The sequence below is a fragment of the Glutamicibacter endophyticus genome, assembly GCF_048457885.1.
Lineage (GTDB): Bacteria > Actinomycetota > Actinomycetes > Actinomycetales > Micrococcaceae > Glutamicibacter > Glutamicibacter endophyticus.
Map to the genome: position 1 here is coordinate 2,957,822 of NZ_CP174200.1, position 19,637 is coordinate 2,977,458.

General features: G+C 62.7%; 18 protein-coding genes and 1 riboswitch. Of the genes, 10 read left to right on the forward strand and 8 right to left on the reverse strand.

Going from position 1 to position 19,637, the window contains the following annotated elements; all coding sequences use genetic code 11:
* The first annotated feature begins 74 nt into the window (after positions 1 to 74).
* Positions 75 to 509, forward strand: a complete 435-nt coding sequence (locus tag ACJD00_RS13810) for a MarR family winged helix-turn-helix transcriptional regulator (RefSeq protein ID WP_418907484.1) — start codon at positions 75 to 77, stop codon at positions 507 to 509.
* A 257-nt stretch (positions 510 to 766) separates the two neighbouring features.
* Positions 767 to 2,017 (forward strand): ATP-binding protein, encoded by a 1,251-nt coding sequence (locus ACJD00_RS13815; protein ID WP_418907485.1) that lies wholly within the window; start codon positions 767 to 769, stop codon positions 2,015 to 2,017.
* Between the two features lie 81 nt (positions 2,018 to 2,098).
* On the opposite strand, the gene ACJD00_RS13820 is transcribed toward ACJD00_RS13815, so the two are convergent.
* Positions 2,099 to 2,686, reverse strand: a complete 588-nt coding sequence (locus tag ACJD00_RS13820) for a helix-turn-helix domain-containing protein (protein WP_418907486.1) — start codon at positions 2,684 to 2,686, stop codon at positions 2,099 to 2,101.
* A gap of 95 nt (positions 2,687 to 2,781) precedes the next feature.
* Here ACJD00_RS13820 and ACJD00_RS13825 point away from each other — a divergent pair, with 95 nt between their 5' ends.
* Positions 2,782 to 3,900, forward strand: coding sequence for an aminotransferase (locus tag ACJD00_RS13825; RefSeq protein WP_418907487.1), 1,119 nt, complete (start codon positions 2,782 to 2,784; stop codon positions 3,898 to 3,900).
* 116 nt (positions 3,901 to 4,016) lie between these two features.
* Entirely contained in the window at positions 4,017 to 5,381 is a 1,365-nt protein-coding gene (locus ACJD00_RS13830) for an FAD-binding oxidoreductase (RefSeq protein WP_418907488.1), read from the forward strand.
* 42 nt (positions 5,382 to 5,423) lie between these two features.
* Here ACJD00_RS13830 and ACJD00_RS13835 read toward each other — a convergent pair whose 3' ends face one another.
* The 6 genes from ACJD00_RS13835 to ACJD00_RS13860 all read right to left on the reverse strand — a co-directional run bounded on the left by ACJD00_RS13835 (position 5,424) and on the right by ACJD00_RS13860 (position 10,454).
* The gene (locus ACJD00_RS13835) at positions 5,424 to 5,984 is read right to left on the reverse strand and encodes a hypothetical protein (RefSeq protein WP_418907489.1); all 561 of its coding nucleotides are present in this window, start codon (positions 5,982 to 5,984) and stop codon (positions 5,424 to 5,426) included.
* Positions 5,985 to 6,161: 177 nt separating this feature from the next.
* Positions 6,162 to 7,208 (reverse strand): NAD(P)-dependent alcohol dehydrogenase, encoded by a 1,047-nt coding sequence (locus tag ACJD00_RS13840; RefSeq protein ID WP_418907490.1) that lies wholly within the window; start codon positions 7,206 to 7,208, stop codon positions 6,162 to 6,164.
* A 158-nt stretch (positions 7,209 to 7,366) separates the two neighbouring features.
* Entirely contained in the window at positions 7,367 to 7,828 is a 462-nt protein-coding gene (locus tag ACJD00_RS13845; RefSeq protein ID WP_418907491.1) for a MerR family transcriptional regulator, read from the reverse strand.
* A 181-nt stretch (positions 7,829 to 8,009) separates the two neighbouring features.
* Complete coding sequence (locus ACJD00_RS13850) at positions 8,010 to 8,498, reverse strand: hypothetical protein (protein WP_309409412.1); 489 nt, start codon at positions 8,496 to 8,498, stop codon at positions 8,010 to 8,012.
* 179 nt (positions 8,499 to 8,677) lie between these two features.
* Positions 8,678 to 9,262: a hypothetical protein gene (locus ACJD00_RS13855; RefSeq protein ID WP_418907492.1), complete on the reverse strand. Its 585-nt coding sequence runs from the start codon at positions 9,260 to 9,262 to the stop codon at positions 8,678 to 8,680.
* A 109-nt stretch (positions 9,263 to 9,371) separates the two neighbouring features.
* On the reverse strand, positions 9,372 to 10,454 hold the full coding sequence (locus tag ACJD00_RS13860; protein ID WP_418907493.1) for a LacI family DNA-binding transcriptional regulator: 1,083 nt from the start codon (positions 10,452 to 10,454) through the stop codon (positions 9,372 to 9,374).
* A gap of 162 nt (positions 10,455 to 10,616) precedes the next feature.
* Between ACJD00_RS13860 and ACJD00_RS13865 the strand changes: the two genes are divergently transcribed.
* From ACJD00_RS13865 to ACJD00_RS13890, 6 genes are all read left to right on the forward strand, one after another.
* Positions 10,617 to 11,480 carry an ABC transporter substrate-binding protein gene (locus tag ACJD00_RS13865; RefSeq protein WP_418907494.1) on the forward strand — a complete coding sequence of 288 codons (864 nt, stop codon included), beginning with the start codon at positions 10,617 to 10,619 and terminating at the stop codon, positions 11,478 to 11,480.
* A gap of 60 nt (positions 11,481 to 11,540) precedes the next feature.
* The gene (locus ACJD00_RS13870; protein WP_418907495.1) at positions 11,541 to 12,320 is read left to right on the forward strand and encodes an amino acid ABC transporter permease; all 780 of its coding nucleotides are present in this window, start codon (positions 11,541 to 11,543) and stop codon (positions 12,318 to 12,320) included.
* Positions 12,317 to 13,063, forward strand: coding sequence for an amino acid ABC transporter ATP-binding protein (locus ACJD00_RS13875; protein ID WP_418907496.1), 747 nt, complete (start codon positions 12,317 to 12,319; stop codon positions 13,061 to 13,063). The genes ACJD00_RS13870 and ACJD00_RS13875 overlap by 4 nt, the downstream gene beginning before the upstream one ends.
* Positions 13,064 to 14,101 (forward strand): Gfo/Idh/MocA family oxidoreductase, encoded by a 1,038-nt coding sequence (locus ACJD00_RS13880; RefSeq protein WP_418907497.1) that lies wholly within the window; start codon positions 13,064 to 13,066, stop codon positions 14,099 to 14,101. It begins immediately after the preceding gene.
* 54 nt (positions 14,102 to 14,155) lie between these two features.
* Positions 14,156 to 15,331 (forward strand): NAD(P)/FAD-dependent oxidoreductase, encoded by a 1,176-nt coding sequence (locus ACJD00_RS13885; RefSeq protein ID WP_418907498.1) that lies wholly within the window; start codon positions 14,156 to 14,158, stop codon positions 15,329 to 15,331.
* Between the two features lie 266 nt (positions 15,332 to 15,597).
* Positions 15,598 to 15,733, forward strand: a riboswitch (SAM riboswitch).
* Positions 15,734 to 15,765: 32 nt separating this feature from the next.
* Positions 15,766 to 16,302, forward strand: a complete 537-nt coding sequence (locus ACJD00_RS13890) for an OsmC family protein (RefSeq protein WP_418907499.1) — start codon at positions 15,766 to 15,768, stop codon at positions 16,300 to 16,302.
* A 65-nt stretch (positions 16,303 to 16,367) separates the two neighbouring features.
* Here ACJD00_RS13890 and ACJD00_RS13895 read toward each other — a convergent pair whose 3' ends face one another.
* Positions 16,368 to 19,562, reverse strand: coding sequence for an SNF2-related protein (locus ACJD00_RS13895; RefSeq protein ID WP_418907500.1), 3,195 nt, complete (start codon positions 19,560 to 19,562; stop codon positions 16,368 to 16,370).
* Positions 19,563 to 19,637 lie beyond the last annotated feature (75 nt).

Sequence of the window (19,637 nt, forward strand, 5' to 3'; positions counted from 1 at the left end):
GACGGATGTAGCGGCTGGGTCACGTTTCAGGTTTCGAGAACCGTATTTCTGCTACGGGAACCTAGAATGGAGCAATGCACGAGGAGAAGCTGTACCAGCAGGTGGAGGAAGAATTCACCGCCACATTGATTCGCGCCCGCCGCACCTTGCGCCGTCGCGCCCGGCAAATCCACCCCGAGTTGCAGCCGGCCGGTTACAAGGTTTTGGCGTTACTGATGAAGCGCGACGGGCAGCAACAGAATGAATTGGCCGAGCACCTCGAAATAGATAAGGCCACCGTTTCACGCATCATCAAACAGCTAGAAACCCAAGGGCTGATCACACGCATCAGCGATCCGGCCGATCGCCGGGCGCAACTGGTCTCCATCACCGATGAAGCCCGTACCTCGTGGATCGCCACGGGCACCGAGGCTCGGCAAAACCTGCGTCGCAAACTCGACGAATGGTCCGACGAGGACGTGCAGCGTTTCGCCGAGTTACTTCACCGGCTCAACGCGGCCGAGGACTGAGCACCGCGGCGGCCGAGCGCGCCCACGACCACTGGGCAGGCTTCCGCCCCTTTGGAGAACGCGGCCTCTTCGCGGACCTCGGGCCAAAGATCTGGCAACGGCTTGGGCCTCATAGCGGCAAGCTCCCGCCATCCGAGTAGGCCGAGCGACACTCGGTCCGACTGCACCATAGCGATTCACAAACGTGTCGATAGATCGTTCACAAACATGTCACTAAATCATTCACAAACGTGTCGATAGAGACGTAGCATAGGCTCATGGAATACCTTCCGAGAGTTGTTGACCAGGAAATTTCTGAACTCCAGGCGATGGCTGGCGCCCTTCTCATCGAAGGCGCCAGGGCTTGCGGAAAGTCCGCAACCGGCCGGCACCATTCCCGCAGCCACATCCAACTCGATATCGATCAGAATGCTCGAAGACTCGCCGAAATCGACGAGTCGCTGCTTCTCGACGGCGACAAGCCCCGGTTCATCGACGAATGGCAAGTCATTCCGGGCGTGTGGAATCAGGTGCGCGCATCGGTCGATAGCGCACAGACTCCGGGTCAGTACGTGCTCGCCGGCTCTGCCGTACCCGCAGATGACCACACTCGCCACTCAGGCGCAGGCAGGATCCTGCGGATGCGAATGCGACCCATGTCTCTCTTCGAGAGCGGCCACTCCAGCGGTCAAGCGTCGTTGAAGGAAATCCTGGCTGGCGGGGTCTTGAAGCCCCAGCGAAGCCCGCTGACCGTTCGAGCGCTTGCGGAGAGGACAGTCATAGGCGGCTGGCCTGGTTTACAGCGCCTTGGCGCCGACCAGGCCCAGCGATTCCTGCGCTCCTACTTGGCGGATGTCGCACGTGTCGACCTGCCCGCGCTTGAGGACGAGCCACGTCGCGATGCAGCGAGAACTGGCTTGCTCATACGCTCGCTGGCTCGATCGGTAGGCACCGAAGCCAGCTTCAGCACCATCTCCGCCGATATGGGACCGGTCGGAGGACTGAGCGCGAGATCGGTTTCGGCGTACCATCAGGCCCTGGAACGCATTTTCGTGGTCGAAGACCAGCCCGCTTGGTCCCCGAAGCTGCGCTCGAAAGACCGCATTCGGGCCGCCGTCAAGCGGCACTTCGTCGACCCGTCCTTGGGTGCCGCCGCCCTGGGTGCGGGACCCGATCGCCTCCTCAGCGACCTGGAGTATTTCGGCCAGCTCTTCGAGTCACTTGTCGTTCGGGACCTGCGCGTATACACCCAAGCCAGCAGCGGGCAAGTCATGCACGTGAGGGATTCGCGAAACCGGGAAATCGACGCCATCATCGAGTTCCCCAATGGACAATGGGCCGCGCTCGAGATCAAGCTCGGCGCGAATGCCGAGGACAAGGCGGCGCAATCCCTCACCGCATTCATCGACAACGTGGATCAGGCCGCATCTGGACCGCCTCTCGCCAAGATCATCGTGACCGGCGGAGAATTCGCATACACTCGCCGGGACGGAATCCACGTGGTCCCCATCGGGTTGCTTGGCCCATAGCTCCGGCACAACCACGCTAACCACAGGGCCCGGCTCGCATCCGATCGGCACCAGCCATCCGCCCCGTAGAGAGGCCACGGCTCAACGCCCCGAATTGATCACCACGATCCTCACGAACCGCACGTCTTCGGCGCCTTCATTCAGGTAGCTGTAGTGCCGATCACTCGGGATGCGTAGCACCGTACCGGCCGGCACCCGCACACGCTCGGCGTCTAAGAACACGGTCAGCGTGCCGTGCTGCACACCCAGCAGTTCCTCGGATCCCGGTGCGTCGGGCTGGGCATCGTAGCGCTGTCCTGGCGCCAGCGACCAGTCCCAATACTCGGCCCGCCCGACGCCGCGCGTAGACAAGAACATCCGTCCCAGACCGCCCTCCCCAGCGGCACGCCACAAAACCGAGGCCTGCGCGGCGGACACGGATTGCACCGGGGTGCCGCTGCGCGCACCGACCAGATCGGCAAAGTCGACGCCCAGCGCCGCCGCCAACTTGTCGATGGTCACCAGCGACGCGTTGGCCTTACCGCCCTCAATGGAAGCCAGCATGCTGCGCGAGATTCCGGCCGCCTCACACAGGGCCACCATGGACAGTCCACGCCGCATCCGTAGCTCGCGCACGGCCATGCCGACTTGCTGCAAGAGCCCCGCGCTCTCACCTTCGGGTTCACCCACGATATTTCCTCTTCGTCGCCAACATGTTTGCCACACAGGACACTATGTGCACTATATTAGACACAACCGACCGCTGGCAACGACAGAGGAGCCCCATGGAGATCGAAGACTTCGGCGTCGAAATCTGGATGAACGAGTACGAGAACAACTGCACCTATAACCTCGCCGAAACCTGCGTGGACTCGCTGACCGTCGGCGAACTGCTGGACCTCGCCGGCGAGCGCGAGAGCATTCTCGACGAGCTTTCGGCCATGCGGCTGAGCTACGGAGCCATTGCCGGTCGCGAGGATTTGCGGGAACTGATCGCCAAGCTCTACACCGGGCAGAAGGCCGGCAACGTCCTGACCACCCACGGGGCGATCGGCGCCAACGCCTTGGTGCACCAAACCTTGGTCGATCCCGGAGACCACGTCGTGGCGATCGTACCCACCTACCAGCAGCACTATTCGATTCCACGCAGTCTCGGGGCCGAGGTCAGCTTGCTGCCGCTACGCGAAGAGAACGGCTTCCTGCCGGATCTCGAGGAGCTGGCCGCACTGCTCATCCCGCAGACCAAGCTCATCGCGCTGAATAACCCAAATAACCCCACCGGAGCACTGATCGACGCGACCACGCTGCAGAAGATTGCGGACTTGGCCTCCCTCAGCGGCGCCTGGGTGCTCTGCGACGAGGTCTACCGCTGCATCGACCAGCAGGCACCGCATGTCACCGCCTCGATCGCGGATCTCTATGCCAAGGGCATCAGCACCGCGAGCATGTCTAAGTCCTTCTCGATGGCCGGGCTGCGCATGGGCTGGATCGCCGCGCCGGAGGCACTCATCGAGCGCATCATGATCCACCGCGATTACAACACCATCAGCGTCGGCATGATCGACGAGGCCTTCGCGGCCATGGCCCTGCGCCACGCCGAGAAGATCCTGGCGCGCTCGCGCGAACTCACCGCCACGAACCTGTCCATCCTCGACGCGTGGGTGCAGGAGCAGGAGCACATCAGCTTCGTCAAGCCCGGCGGCGGCACCACCGCCTTGCTGAAGTACAGCGCGGCCGCTCCCTCCCACGACTACGCGGTGGAAATCCTCGAAGGCTGCGGGGTGCTGTTCACCCCGGGTTCGGCTCTGGGCATGGAAGGCTACCTGCGGATCGGGTACGCGAATGAAACAGAGGTGCTGCGCGCCGGACTCGCCGCCTTTGCCGAGTTCCTGAATCGCCGCTAAGCAACCGGAGCGTTGAGGACGACCAAACGCCACGCCAACGACCTCGCCGGCAGGTGCGGATCGGGCCAGTAGACTCACACCAACAGCGCAGGCAATCGAAGCGATGGAGCCGGAGTATGCACAGCGATCCACTCGAAGATATCGGCACGTTAGCCGATCACCCGCGCTATGACACAGACCTAGCGGCGCGCGCCGCAGCCTGTACCGACCGCTCAGGGTATATGCCCGATTCGCCGCCCGATGCGGTACTGCGTTGCCACACCGTCGAGGAGGTGCGCGCCGCCCTGCGTTTGGCGCACGCCGAGGGGATTAGTGTGGTCCCACGCGGCGCAGGCACCGGCTTGGCGGCTGGGTCCAGTGCCACCGCCGGCCAGGTCGTCGTCGATGTGTCCGCGATGAACCAGATCCTGCACATCGACGACGTCGAGATGCTGGCCGTAGTCCAGCCGGGCGTGCTCAATGCCGAGGTGAATGCGGCCGTCGCCGACGCCGGCCTGTTCTACGCCCCGGATCCGGCCAGCACCGCCATCTGCTCGATCGGCGGGAACATCGCGACCAACGCGGGCGGCATGTGGTGTGCGAAGTACGGGGTCACCAGGGAATCGGTGTTGTCCCTGTTAGTGGCCTTACCGGATGGAGGGCTGGTGCGGACCGGGCGGAATACTATCAAGGGCGTCACCGGCTACGACCTGAACGCGCTGTTCATCGGCTCGGAAGGGACCTTGGGGATCGTGGTGGAGGCTACCCTGCGGTTGCGCCCGAAACCCGCGCGCACCGAGACCGCGGCAGCCTACTTTGCCGACGTCGAAGCGGCAGGGCGGGCCGCCTCGGCGATCACCGCCGCGCGAATCCAACCATCGATCCTCGAACTTATTGATGGCCCTACCCTTGAAGCCATTGATCTCGCTACGGGTACGGCGCACCGGGCTCAGGGTGGGGCGTTCTTGCTCGCCCAAACCGACGGGTACGGCGCGCACCTTGAACTCGAAGAAATCATCCGTGCCATCGCACCCTACACCACCACGGTGCACCGAGCCACCGACGAACTCGAGGCGCAGGCCCTAGTCCAGGCCCGCCGCGACGCCATCCCGTCGCTCGAGCAGCTAGGCCGTGTGTCCATCGGCGATATCGCCGTGCCGCGCAACAGGCTGGCCGAAGCCTTCACCGGCTTGGAACGCATTGCCGAGCGCACCGGCGTGCGGATCTTTTCCGTGGCTCATGCCGCCGACGGCAACCTACACCCCATGATCGTGGTCGAGCCGGACGAGTCCATCACGACCGGTCCGGCCAAGGTGGCGCTGGGGGAAATGTTCCATTTGGCACGAGATCTAGGTGGCACCCTGACCGGCGAGCACGGAGTTGGGTTACTCAAGCGCGAGTGGGTGCGCGAAGAGCTCGGCGACACGTCGCTCGAACTCCAGCAACGCATCAAACAGGCCTTCGATCCAAGGGGGATCCTCAATCCGGGTAAGGCGCTGTAGCTGTAGTTGCTGCGGTGCCTGCCGGGATCGCACGCCAATGGCTCACTGGAAGAACGTGATCTCGTGGCCGGTCACGTGGTTCCGGAACGCCATGGGGCCGACGGCCCGGCTGAGGTCGCCAGCGTAGAGATTGTCTAGGATCTTCTCCAAACCCCTCGGCACTTCGTCCAGAACGTATCCCTCCGGTGCGAGGACATAACCCTCGTGGCGCTGGACATTCCCTATTTCGCTGGCGGAACTACCGTGGCTGCCGTGCTCGGCGAATAATTCTGGCGGCATGCAGACCGAGCCTCCTCCGCCGTCGTCGTCCACGAGGTCGTAATACACGCACAGGTGGTTTTGCGCGTCGACACCGGCCCACACGGCCGCCGTATCGTTTTCGCCAAGGAAACGCACGCGCGTCGGCTGGTTGAGGTCATCCGCGTCGAGCCGTGAGGAAAACTCGGGAGGGATGCTCTCCATTCCGGCGTCCTCGGTGGCAAGGATCGGCAGCAGGTCCTCGGGCGCGGGCTGCGCAGCGGAACACCCCGAAGCTCCGGCCGCGAGAATCATCAGCACCGAAACCGTCGGCATCCACTTGCCGTTGTGCCATGGCTTTGGCATAACTTCTCCCAGTCCTCGAGGATCGCAGGGTGGGTTGATCCTACGTCGGGGCCACGCTCCTCCACAATGGTCAACCCTTGCAGGGTCTGCAATACGCATAAGCCCGGCGTCTTCCATGGCGTGGGGAGGCGCCGGGCTTACGCGTCGCGGTACGTTACTCGCGCACCGATCGGACCGCTAGGCCAAAGTGGAGATGTCGACCACGAAGCGGTAACGCACATCCGAGGCAAGCACGCGCTCGTAAGCCTCGTTGATCCGAGCAGCCTCGATGACCTCAATCTCCGCCCCGATGCCATGCTCGGCGCAGAAGTCCAGCATCTGCTGGGTTTGCGCGATGCCACCGATCATGGAGCCGGCAAAGGAGCGGCGTCCGCCGATCAATGCCATGGCCTGAACCGGCAGCGGCTCGGCCGGAGCGCCAACGTTGACCATGGTCCCGCCGACGGTTAGCAACCCCAGGAAGGCACTCACATCGATCGGTGCACTGACCGTGTTGATGATCAGATCCAGCGAGCCGGCGAGCTCGGCGAAGGTACTCTCCTCGCTGGTCGCGTAGTAGTGGTCTGCGCCAAGGCGCAGGCCGTCCTCGCGCTTTTTCAGCGACTGGGAGAGCACGGTGACCTCCGCGCCCATGGCGCGCGCGAGCTTCACAGCCATGTGCCCCAGCCCTCCCAGGCCGATCACGGCGACCTTTGTGCCCGGTCCGGCGCTCCAGTGTCGCAGCGGGGAGAAGGTGGTGATCCCGGCACAGAGCAGCGGCGCGGCCACGTCTAGGTCGATGCCCTCCGGGATCGTCAGCACGAAGTCCTCGGTGACCACCACATGGGTGCTATAGCCGCCCTGGGTGATGGTGCCGTCGCGGTCGGTGGCGCCATAGGTGCCGACCATGCCTTCGAGGCAGTACTGCTCGTCGCCGTTCTTGCAGTTCACGCAGCTGCCGCAGGAGTTGACCATGCACCCGACGCCGACCCGGTCGCCAACCGCGTGCTTGGTTACCTCCGAGCCGACGGCGGCAACGATCCCGGCGATTTCGTGCCCGGGCGCCAGCGGGTAGGACTGCGGGCCCCAGTCACCCCGCACGGTGTGGATATCGGAGTGGCAGATGCCGGCGAACTTGATCTCGATCAGCACATCTTTCGGGCCGACCTCGCGGCGCTCGATAGTGGTCTCGATTAAGTCTGCGCCAGCGGCAGGTGCCGCATAGGCTTTTGCAATGGTGCTCAAAGTGGTATTCCTTCGTTGAATGCAGTCGGCATGCTCGGCCGAGTGCGCGTATTCTTTTTCAGTCACGTGCTCTGCTCAAGACACGATCCGGCCGTGCTCAGCGGCCTCCTGGATCGCGGCTCGAACCTCGAACCGCCCGTCCAACCGTTGCGTGGATATCAGCGTTTCGCGCTCTTGGCCAGTTCTATGGCCAACGCACCAGCGTCCTGGGAAATCTGCGCGGCACGGTCCTTGCTTCCCTCGCTGACAGCCATCCAATAATCGATCTTGAGCGCAACATACCGCTGGCGCAGTGCGATTTGGCGGGCTTCGGCCGCCAGGTGCTCCTGCTGGACTTTCAGTAGCTCGATCTGCTGATTCGCCGCATCCGCACCTAGGCGGTTATTGGCGATGTAGTGCCGCATATCGGCAACGGACATCCCGGTGGCCGACAGGCAGGCCACTGCGGTGAGCACGTCGAGATCGCTCGGCGTATAGACCCGGTGCCCACTACTCTCGTCGCGGCCAATTGGCATGATGATGCCAATCGATTCGTAATAGCGCAACGTGCTGGCCGGAAGTCCGGTCAGCGCGGCCGCCTGTCTGATCGAATAGCGTTGTCTGGTGGTCGAAAAGCTCACGAATTCAACGTTAGAAACTTCGAGCACTTGAAGACAAGCGATTCCGTATGCGCTACCCGCCTGTGCGAAATAGGATCATCTCGCATATCAAGTCCGTTGCTCTACGCAACAGCAGCTGGTGCCAACCATCCTATTGACAGCGATTCTCTTAGCTGCCTGAATTCCACCGGCTGCTGCGGGATCAGCGGGGAATCTTGATCTGCCGCCCGGTGCCCTCGGACCTAAAGCTCACCCAATGATCACCGCCAGTTCCCTCGCCGGCCAGCACATTGGGTTGAATGAGCTCGAGGCCCTCGGGTATTTCGACGGGGGCATATCCGTCGGGAACGACGAATAGCTCGGTGTGATCGGTCCGATAGTTGCCCTCTTCATCCTTGTAAGAACCGCTACCGCCCGCCGAAGCGCCATCCAGCCTGAACCGTTGGAGTGACTGGCAGTTGATGCTCACATGTTGAGATAATTTCTGTTCGGCGAAAACACAAATTTCGCCTCGTTCATCGACTCCAACCCAGTAGCGGCCAGAGGCGGTTTCGCCCAGAAAACGAGTCACCCGGAGCTCGGCTCCATCCCGCTCCCGTGCATCGTCAACAATCTTGGGAAGAGCATCCTTTTCGGCATCTCCCGCGCCGGACAGAATAGAGAGCAGGTCGGCCGGTTCGGTTTGTTGCATAGAACAACCCGGGATGGCCACTAGCGCAATCGTTGCCATCACAGCAGCCAGCGCCCAACAGCTCCGCTTCTTATGACTTACGGTTCTCACAATCTACCGCCCTCGACCGTTCACTGTTCATTTGCTCCGTGAGAATCCACCGCGTACAGCGGCATAGAAGGGCGGGACGCTAGCCTCCGTTATCCAGGGAACTCGATCTCCCGGCCGGTCTTCTCCGATCGAAAGGTGATCGGTCGTTCCTCTCCGGTTCGATCACCGGCTAGCACATTCGGCTGGATTTGCTCGAGCCCCTCGGGAATCTCAACCGGCGTGTAGCCATCCGGGGCCACAAAGATTTCGGTACGCTGCGTGCGTTGCACGCCTTGCTCGTCGTCATAGGATCCCATCCCGGAGATCCAGAGCCCGGACATCTCGAAGCGGTGCATCGGAGAACAGGTGCTGGCCAACCCCTTAGCGTCCTTCTGGTAGGCGAAGGCGCAGAGACGCTGCTCCCAATCCGAAGCTACCCAGTAGCGGCCCGCCTCCGTTTCGCCGACGAACCGCGACACCTCAATTTCCCCTCCATCCGGGAGGGAAACAGAACCCGTCCCGAAATCTGGCATTGGATCGTTCTCGGGATCCTCCGGAGAGTCGAGGATCGATAGTAGCTCGACCGGTTCGTCGGGCCGCGCCGAGCATCCGGCGAGCGCTCCCACCGCGCTCAGCCCCGCCAATACCAACCCAAGAGTACGTAACGTGCGTGCTTTGGCTCGAGTGTCTTTCATCGGATGCCTCCGCAATCGGTTCGCCATTTTCCGAGCTCATCAACACCCAACCACACCTGATTGCAAAAATCTACCATTGGTTATTTCAAAGGAGCGCGCACGGCAGTCTTTATCCCGCTTGCCGCACATGCCCTAACGGTTGACCAACCGAGCCGCGAGTCACGACGTGCGGGGTGAGCCAGATTTCGCGACCGCCTTCGGCCCCATCGATGCGCTCGAACAGTGCCGTTGCCGCCTGCTCGCCCAGATCGTAGGCCGGTTGCCGCACCGCGGTGACCGGTGGCTCGACCAACTCGGCCCAGGGCTGGTCATCGAGCATCACCACCGACACATCGTGTGGGATCCGCAACCCGCGCCCTTTGAGTGAGAGCAACAGGTCCAACGCCACTAGCGAATCCGAGGCGACCAGAGCCGTCGGCGGCTCCGAAAGCTCCAGCATTTCTCCGAGGATCCCATCCACGCTCTGGCGATCCGAGGCGCCAAACTGGAACAACACCGGATCCACCTCGCTCTGAGAGTCTTCCAAGGCCCGGCAGATGCCATCCACGCGCTGCGAGACCGTGGAGAGATCCAAATCTTGCCCCGGGGCGAAGCCGTCGGTGGCGAGTTTGAGCGTGGATATATAGGCGATGCGGCGATGTCCCGCGTCGATCAGCCCCTGAACCGCCTCGCGCGTCGCCTCGGCGATGCGCATTTGCACCATATCCAAGCCACTGACGGAAATATCGCGGTCGAAGAGGACCACGGGCCGCCCCGAACGTTCTGCATCTAAAATGTGTCCGTGCGAAGTCCGAGAGGTCGGGCAGATCAAAAGTCCATCGACTCTTTTGTCCAGCAGCATCTTCACGGCTTTTTCCTCGTCGGCGAGGGATTCACCGGTATTGGCTAGCACCACGTCATAGCCGTGCCGGCGCGCCACATCGCTGATTCCGCGCGTGACCAGACCGAAGTAGGGGTTTTCGACATCCCCCACCACTACGCCCAGCGACTGGGACTTGCCGGTGTTGATGCTACGCGCGAGGGCATTGGGACGGTAGCCGAGTTCCTGTGCGGCCTGCTCGACACGTTGCTTGACCTCGTTGCTGACCGATCCGTAGCCTCCCATGGCGCGTGCCGCTTGGGCCTTGGAGACTCCGGCGAGCCGCGCCACATCGGAGATGGTGACCTCGCCGGTCCCCTGTCGTCGAGCCATTTAACTTTTCCTCAACCTCTTGACGTCGCTTCAAATTGAAGTGTAGCTTATTTCACAACGAGATTGAGACCGGTCTCAGGAAGCATTTTGAGACCGGTCTCTGATCATCGGCCACAATCTTCGGGCGGCCCTCACTCGCCCAGCACCGAACGGAGAATCCCCATGAAGAATCGACTCGGCTTCCGCGCACTGGCGGCCACGGCGGCAGTGGCGCTCAGCGCCCTAACCATGACCGCTTGCGGCTCCGGCAACGCCTCCGCAGAGCAAGACAATCCCTACAACCTCATCGAACCCGGCACCATCCGTGTGGCCAGCATCGGTGACAGCAAGCCCTACACTTTCACCGACGCCGAAGGCCAGTTCACCGGCTTCGACGTAGAACTGTTCACCGACGTCGCGCACCGCATCGGCGTCGAAAACGTGGTCTTCACCGGCCAGGATTTCTCGGCCCTCCTCTCGGCGGTCGCCAATGGCCAGTTCGACGTGGGCGTGGCCGCCATCGGCATCACCGACGAACGCAAGCAGACCGTGGACTTCTCCGATGGATATCTTGCCGGATACCTGACGGTCTTGGCCTCCCCGGAGAAGAACATCGACGACAAGGACGACCTCGCCGGCAAGCGGCTGGGCGTCGTGCAAGGCAGCCTGCAAGAGGCCTACGCGGTCAAGAACTTCACCGACACCGACATTGTGCGTTTCCCGGACAACAACACAGCCGTCTCGGGGCTCAACGCCGGCTCCGTTGACGCGCACTTCTTGGACTACGAGGCCGCCAAGGACTACTCGGATCGGTATGACCTAGAAAACGCCCTCGATGTGCCTTCCTTCGACGCACCGGCAGGTTTCGCCGTTGCTCCCGAGAACGACGCGCTACGCGACGCCTTGAATGAGGCGCTGGCCGAGGCCATGGAGGACGGTACCTGGAAGGAGCTATACCAGAAGTGGTTCCCCGGCTCCCCGATGCCCGAGCAGTACCTGCCCAAGGCCGAGCAGACCGGTGCCGAGTCCGCCGGCGACGACTCCTAATTACCACTCGCGGTGGGGTCCGGCGAAACACCGGACCCCACCAGAGGGCAAGGAACACCTATGGAATTCTTCGACACTATCTCCAAGACATTTCTGGACTTCGAATCCATGCTCGAGGTCCTCCCCCAGCTACTGAAGACCGGGCTGACCAACACGCTAATCATCTCCATCAGCGCCACCATCATCGGCATCGTGCTCGGCATGCTGGTCGCCGTGATGGGTATCGCCCAAACCCGCTGGATCCGAATTCCGGCACGTATTTACACGGACCTGTTCCGCGGACTGCCGGCCATTTTGACCATCCTGCTAATCGGACGTGGTTTTACCGGAATCTCTCAAGATATCTTCGGCCCCTCCCCCTACCCACTGGGTATCATCGCGCTCAGTCTCATCGCCAGTGCCTACATCGGCGAGATCTTCCGTTCCGGCATCCAGTCGGTCGAAAAGGGACAGCTCGAGGCCTGCCGCGCGCTGGGCATGTCCTATGGCCGGGCCATGGTATTGGTCGTGATCCCGCAGGGCATCCGCCGTGTATTGCCGGCCTTGGTCAACCAGTTCATCGCCATCGTCAAGGATTCCTCGCTCGTGTACTTCCTCGGGTTGCTTCCGATGGAACGCGAACTATTCCGCGTGGGTCAGGATGCCGCGGTACTGACCGGCAATCTTTCGCCGCTGGTGGCCGCCGGTATCTTCTACCTGATCATCACCGTCCCGCTGACCCACCTGGTCAACTACATCGATCAAAAATTCCGCACCGGACGCCGCAAGGCAACTCCCCCGACCAGCGGGCTGAAGGAAGTTTCGGAACTGCAGTCCTCGACGCAAGGAGAGCGAGCATGAGCGCGACCAAGGAATTTCACGGTTCCTCGCTAGAACTGACCGATATGGCCATGGCCTATGGCGATGTCGAGATCCTGCACAATATCAATCTGAAGGTCGCCCCGGGCACCACCACCTGCATCATTGGACCCTCCGGCTCGGGTAAATCCACCCTGTTGCGAGGTATCAACCGGCTACATGAGCCCAAACGCGGCGACGTCATCGTCAATGGCTCCTCCATTCTGGGAGATCGTCCGGACGATGTGCGCAAGCGCATCGGCATGGTGTTCCAGCACTTCAACCTCTTCCCGGATCACACGGCCCTGCAAAATGTGGCGCTGGCTCCGTGGAAGGTCAAGGGGCTAAACCGCAAGAAGGCCGAAGAGCTCGCCGCCGCCCGCCTGGCCGAGGTGGGCTTGGCCGAGCGTAGCGATCATCGCCCACGCGATCTCTCCGGTGGTCAGCAGCAGCGCGTAGCAATCGCTCGCGCGCTGGCCATGGAGCCGGAGATCATGCTCTTCGATGAGGCCACCAGCGCGCTGGATCCGGAGTTGGTCAAGGGCGTGCTGAACCTGATGGCGGATCTCTGCCAGCGCGGTATGACCATGGTGGTGGTCACCCACGAGATGGGCTTTGCCCGCAAGGTCGCAGATCAGGTGGTGTTCATGGATGAAGGCGAAGTAATCGAATCCGGTACGCCGGAGGAGCTGTTTAATAACCCCAAATCCGACCGACTACGCCGCTTTTTGGACGAGGTGCTCTAGATGTCCGCAACTATCCGTACCGCCATCATCGGCTTCGGCGTCTCCGGCAAGGTCTTCCATGCACCCCTGCTGGCCGCCAACCCGGACTTCGAGATCTCGTTTATCGCCACCGCGAATTCCGAACGGCAGCAGCAAGCGGCCGATGCGTACCCGCACGCCAGCATTGTTCCCAGCTACCGGGAGGTTCTCGCCTCAGCGGAAGAGTTGGATCTGCTCGTGATCGGCACCCCGCCACCGACCCACTTTGAGATTGCCCGTGCAGCACTCAAGCGCGGGTTGAACGTGGTCATTGACAAGCCCTTTGTGGTGCATAGCGCCCAGGGTGAAGAGCTCATCGCTTTGGCCGCCGAGCTGGGGTTGACCCTCACCGTCTACCAAAACCGGCGCTGGGACGGTGACTTCCTCACCATTAAGAAGTTGCTGGGCGAAGAGGCGCTGGGCGCCGTGCATACCTTCGAGTCGCGTTTCGAATGGTTCAAACCCCAGGGCATGCGTAGCTGGAAAGCCGAGCTCACCGCGCAGCAGGGCGGCGGCATCCTCTTCGACCTGGGAACTCACCTGATCGATCAGGCCATCGAGCTTTTCGGACCGGTGAATAGTGTGCAAGCCAGCCTGCGGCCGCTGACCGATCAGGCGACCGCAGAGGAGGACGCGCACGTGTTGCTCCGACACTGTTCGGGCACCGAATCCCGGTTGACCATGAGTAGCTTGAACGCGGCCCCCGGGGCGCGCTTCCAGATGGCAGGGCACCGCGGGGCCTACACCAGCTTTGGGCTCGATCCACAAGAACCTCAGTTGGCTTCGGGCATGAGCCCCACGCAAGCCGAGTACGGTCAGAAACCCGAAGCCCACTGGGGCCAACTGGCCACCGGGCAGGCTACCCGCGAAGTGCCAACCCTGCCCGGGGACTACCCGCAGTTCTACCGTGCGTTGGCCTCCTGCCTGCGCCACGCCGGTCCGGTCCCGGTCGACCCACACGACAGCCTGGCGGTGTTGCGTCTGATCGAATCCATTCATCGGGACACGGTCACCGCCTAACCCCGCACCGTCGGGCCCACAGATCCACCCCAATTCTGAAGAAAGTACACACTCATGTCCTCATCTTCCTCTGTTAAGCACGTCGCCGTGATCGGCGGCGGTATCCTCGGCGTCTCCACCGCCATGCATCTAGCACGCGCCGGCGCCAAGGTCACGCTGGTCACCTCCGGCACCCTAGCCGACGGGGCCTCCAGCCGTTCCATTGCCTGGCTCAACTCCTCCGGCGCCCGCTCCGCCGACTACCATTACCTGCGCATGCTGGCCATGGACCGCTACCGCACCTGGAGCAACCGGCACCCGGAAAGCCACGAATATCTGCGCTTCAATGGGGCACTAAAATGGGCCGCCCCGGGGGAAAGCTTCCGAGATACCTTTGCCTTCGAGCGTTCCGGTGGCTATGACTCCCGCTGGATCACCCGCGAGCAGATCACCGACTTCGCCCCCGATGTCGACCCTGCGGCCGTTGCCGAGGAAGGCGCGATTTACAACCCCGGCGAAGGCTGGGTCAACTTGCCCGACTTCGTGCCGGCGCTGGCCGCCGAGGCGGTGGCCGAGGGAGCACAGATCATCGAGAATGCCGGGCACGCGCGCGTCGCGGTCCGCGAGGGGCGTGCCGTGGGCGTCACTCTCGCCGATGGCAACACCATCGATGCCGATGAGGTGGTGCTTGCCACCGGTGGTGAGGTCCCGGCCCAGCTCGCGGAGCTCGGTATCAGCGTGCCGGATGCTACCCCGGCCGCCTTCGTGCTCTTCACCGACCCGGTGGATCTCCAGGTGCGCACCGTGCTGAACACCCCGCGTGTAGCGGTACGTCCCACCCCCGATGGCCGCCTGGTCTTGGACGCCAACTGGTCCGAGCAGATGGTGGTCGTCGAGGAAGATGGCAACTTCACGGTGCCGCAGCAGGCGGTGCAAGGCCTCCTCGAGGAGGCTTCGAAGGTTCTGGCCGGAAACCCGGTGCTGACCGCCCAGCGCATCGGGGCCGGGCTCAAGCCGATTCCGGGCGATGGCGAACCGGTAGTTGGTCCGGTCCCCTCGGTGAATGGGCTGCACACGCTCTTCACCCACTCCGGGGCGACCCTTGGCTTGATTCTCGGTGAACTGCTGGCCGAGGAGATCGTCACCGGCGAAAACAGCCCGGTGCTACGTTCCTTCCGCCTGGACCGTTTCCACGAGGGTGCCCTGGAGGGCCGCGTTGGAACCGGTGCGTGGGAACCGGTGCAGAAGTAACGAAAGCGCTGCGCCAAAAGGAACCCTATCCCGGCACCGGGAGCGGTTGACCGGCAGGTGGTTGGTCCGACGTGGCTCAACCACCCGCCGCACTAAATTCGATGCCTAGCTGACCGCTCGCAAGGCGGACCGGCTAGCATCGTCGCCAGAGCGTGCCGGCCACGTGCGAGTCGTGGCCCGGCACGCTCCGTTTGTTTGGGGCAGATGACGAAGCATGAACTGCGCCCTACCCACGGCTCCTGTTACCTGCGAGCATGGAGCCACAGAATCACGAGCGTCGATCATTTGCAGCCCTGGCTGGTCGACCGGCAACCCTTCTCGCGCCGTGCGCGGGGTGCCCCAGGTGACGATTCGACGGTGACGATTCGACGGTGCCGAACGTCGGCACCGTAAGCGATGGCGCTTTTTCTGCGCCGGAAAGGGGGATCTTCCCCATGAGCAGTAACCTCTCCACCGTCGAGGACCGTGCCGCACGGCTGATTGCCGCCGGCGAGGCTTGGAGCGGACGCATCGCCGAAAACCCCGATCATGCAAAGCTGACCTTTGCCGTATCGGGAGCCGGGTTCGGTGCCGTGGCCAGCAAGATCAGTGCCGGGAAGCACAACTTCGTCGTGGATGAACCGGCTGCGCTCGGCGGCGATGATGCGGCGGCCAGCCCCGTGGAGTACGCGCTGGGTGCCCTGATTTCCTGCCAAGTGGTGGTGTACCGGCTCTACGCCCAGCAGTTGGGCCTGCAGGTCGACGATGTGCAGATCACCGCCACCGGGCGCCTGGATGTCCGCGGCCTGTTCGCCATCGATGAAGCGGTGCGCCCGGGCTTCAGCGATATCGAGATCGAAGTGACCGTTTCGGGTCCGGAAAGCGACGAGCGTTATGCCGAGCTGCAGCGCACCGTGGATCGGTACTGCCCGGTGCTGGACCTGCTGTCGAACCCGACCCCGGTGAACACCGCGCTAAAGGTCGCCCGGTAGAACCGATTAGTTAGACCTAGGCCGCCGTGGACGAACCCCTCCGGGGATGTCGTCCACGGCGGTTGTCATTGAACCAGTTCGAGGAAGTCCTGCGCCGAGAGCGTGCTCGAACCGGCCGTGTCCTGCTGCTCGCAGAGCACGTCGTTGAACAGTTCGGTCTTCTTGGCCTGGAGCGATAACACCTTGGATTCAATGGTGTTCTGCGAGACCAACCGGTAGACATACACCGGCCGGTCCTGCCCGATGCGGTGGGCACGATCGATCGCCTGCGCTTCAGCGGCAGGATTCCACCAGGGGTCCAGCAATATGCAGTAGTCCGCCTCGGTGAGGTTGATGCCGAACCCGCCGGACTTGAGCGAAATGAAGAACACCGGGAAATCCCCGGCGGAAAACCCCTCCACCAGGGTTTTTCGGTTGGTGCCGGACACCGAGCCGTCAAGGTACCCGTGCGCAATACCCAGCTCTTCGGCTACCGTCCGCGCCTTGGACAAGAAGCCGGTGAATTGGCTGAACACCAGAATCTTGTGCCCCTCGGACACTCCATCCTCCAGCAGGTCGCGCAGCAGATCGAGTTTGGCGCTCGGCGCGTCGCCTTCGTCGACGAGCGAAGGATCCAGAGCCAGCTGACGGAGCAGGGTGAGCGATTGCAGAATCTTGAAGCGGTTGGAATCCACATCATCCTGCACCAGTCCCAAGACTTCTTGCCGGACACGTTGGAATCGGCGATCGTAGGCGCGCCGATGTGCCGGATCAAGCTCAACCTCGAGTACCTGTTCGGTCTTCGGCGGTAGCTCGGGCACCACCTGTTCCTTGGTGCGGCGCATAATGAATGGCCGTAGTCGGCGTTTAAGCCGCTGCAGTTTCCCCGCATCCCCTTCGGTTATGGGCTTGAGGTAATTCTCCTTGAAGGCCTTCAAGCCACCGAGCAGTCCCGGCGCGGCCAGTGAGGCCAGCGCCCATAGTTCGGTGAGGTTGTTCTCCATCGGCGTGCCGGTGACCACGAGCTTGGTCGGCACCGCCATCTGCCGGGCCTGTTTATAGCCCTTGGACACGTGGTTCTTCAGCTGCTGGGCCTCGTCCAAGATGAGCACGTCAAAACCCAGCGCATCGAACTGCTCGAAATCCAATCGGAAAATCGCGTAGCTGGTCAGTACGAGTTGCGCCGTACCGACGGTGTCGGCCAGTGGACGTTGTTGCTTCTTCGCGGTGGCCAGGACCGTCGCCGTGCGTAGCTGAGGGGTGAAGCGAGCTGCTTCGCTGGCCCAGTTGCCCACCACGGAGGTCGGAGCGACGACTAGGTAACGCTGCTCGGGATGCTGGATCCGTGCCCGTTCGAGGGCGGCGAGGAGCTGCACGGTTTTACCCAGCCCCATGTCATCGGCCAGGACCCCGCCGAGCTGGTGTCGTCGAAGGAAATCGAGCCACGCGACCCCTTGGCACTGATAGCCACGCAGTGTTGCGGTGAAACTCTCCGGTAGCTCGACCTCGGCCAAAGTTTCGGTGTCGGAGAGTTGACGCATGGCGTGTAGCCACTCGTTCTCTTGGGCCTCGATAATCCCGAGGGCCACCAGTTCCTGCCACCAATCCACACTGAGTTTGTGCATGCGCACGCCCTCGGGCGTGACCTTGGACAGTTCTCCGGCCTCGGCGATCAGCGCCCGCAGCCGCTCCATTTCCTCGCCATCGATCTTTAGCACCCGGTGTCCATCGAGCTCCAGGTAGCTATCACCGCGTGTGAGGGCCTCGAAGAGCTGAACGAAGGGAACCTTCTGCCCATCGATCTGCACCTCAATGCCCAGGTCAAACCAGTCGTTGCTACTCCGTGGCCGCTGGATGTGCACCTGGGCGGAACCGGCGGCCATCTGGTAGTCCGGAAGTTGCTCGTCCTCGAGCACCCGCACATCGCGGTGCGCCCGAAATACGGGTAACGCATGAAGTACGAAGTCGATCTTCTGGCTGGGATTCAAGGTCGCGGACGGGAAACGGCGGTGACGTACCGGGCCCAGCTCGACCTCTGCCAGGTCGACGGTGAGCTCGTCGATAATCTCTTGCTCGAGTTCGGGGTTGGGGTCGACGTGCTGCGGGTAGACCCAGCGGTAATCAACGCTCAGGAACTCCTCGCGGGTTGCCAACGCCACCTCAAGAACCGGCCGTGGCGGGGCGGGAATCGCATAGCTGTGATCCGGGCTGGTCAGCGGGCCGGTTTGCTGCACCCTCGGCAGAAAGCTGCGTTCGAACTCCGGGAGCGCATCTTCGGGGATGGTGATCGCTCCTTGGCGGGCGAGGGAGCGCAGGGAGGCGTGTAGTGGCGCATCGAACTCGGCCAGTTCGAGGGTTTCGGATTGATCCAGTGGGGTGCTACCGACCAGGGTGAGCAAGGCCGGACGTCCCAGCGGCGCTAAGTCCTGCGATTCAGCGCCGGGGGCCTCGATCCGTGCCGCGAGGCGTGCGTGCCCGTCGTGGCGGGTCAATTCGTAGCCGCCGTGGGCCTGCTCGGCACGGTAGCCGATGACCTGACGGGATGCGGCACCAGGCTTAATGAGCGGCACCTCGGTTGCGCGGATGCGCTCGAAGATGCTCCGAAGTTTTTCCCCGGGCAGCCCGTTGAGCACCACCCAGTCATCTCCGTAATAGTTGCCGTAGCTGTGGTTGCTGCCGTGGTGGTGGTTCTGCAGGGTGACCAGAGAGAAGACGGCCTCGCGTTGTGCTTCCTCGAACCGTTCATCGAAGGCCAGCCCGCGCCACGAGACCCCGCTTTGCACCCAATTCGTGCCACGGGCTCCGGGGTGTACCGGACGGGCCTTGACCTCGTAGCCGCTGTCGTCGATGTAGTTGTTTGGGGTGACCTTAAGGAGCAGGCCTAGCGGCTCGAGTTCCGGAATGTCGACCGGGGCACTGTGCGGGAGCAGGTCGCTTAGTTGGATCCGCCAATGTGGTTCGCGTGTTCGTGTGCTCCCCGGGCGGGTGAAGAGGTCAGGGCGTTGCTTGGTGGCGTCGAGGAGCAGCGCGGCCACATGCTCGCAGCTAAAGCCGTGGGCGTCGACCGCGCAGTAGGCTGAGGCCGACACGGAGCGCCCTTCGAACGCGAAACGGGCCATGGCCCGCACCCCGAGCACCGACCCGTCGAAGGTCATATAGGCATCTTCAACCTGTGCCCGGAGGTTTTTAACCTGCCGTTGGAGCACCAATAGTTGCCCCTTGGCGACATCGGTGGTGCTGAGTAGGGAGGAGATCTGCGCGAAATTCAATTCTCGTGCCACGAGCACCCGGCCTTCATTGTCATCTGCTTATCCCGTCGGTGCTCTAGCCTATCCAGTTCCCAGTGTCGACCGGTG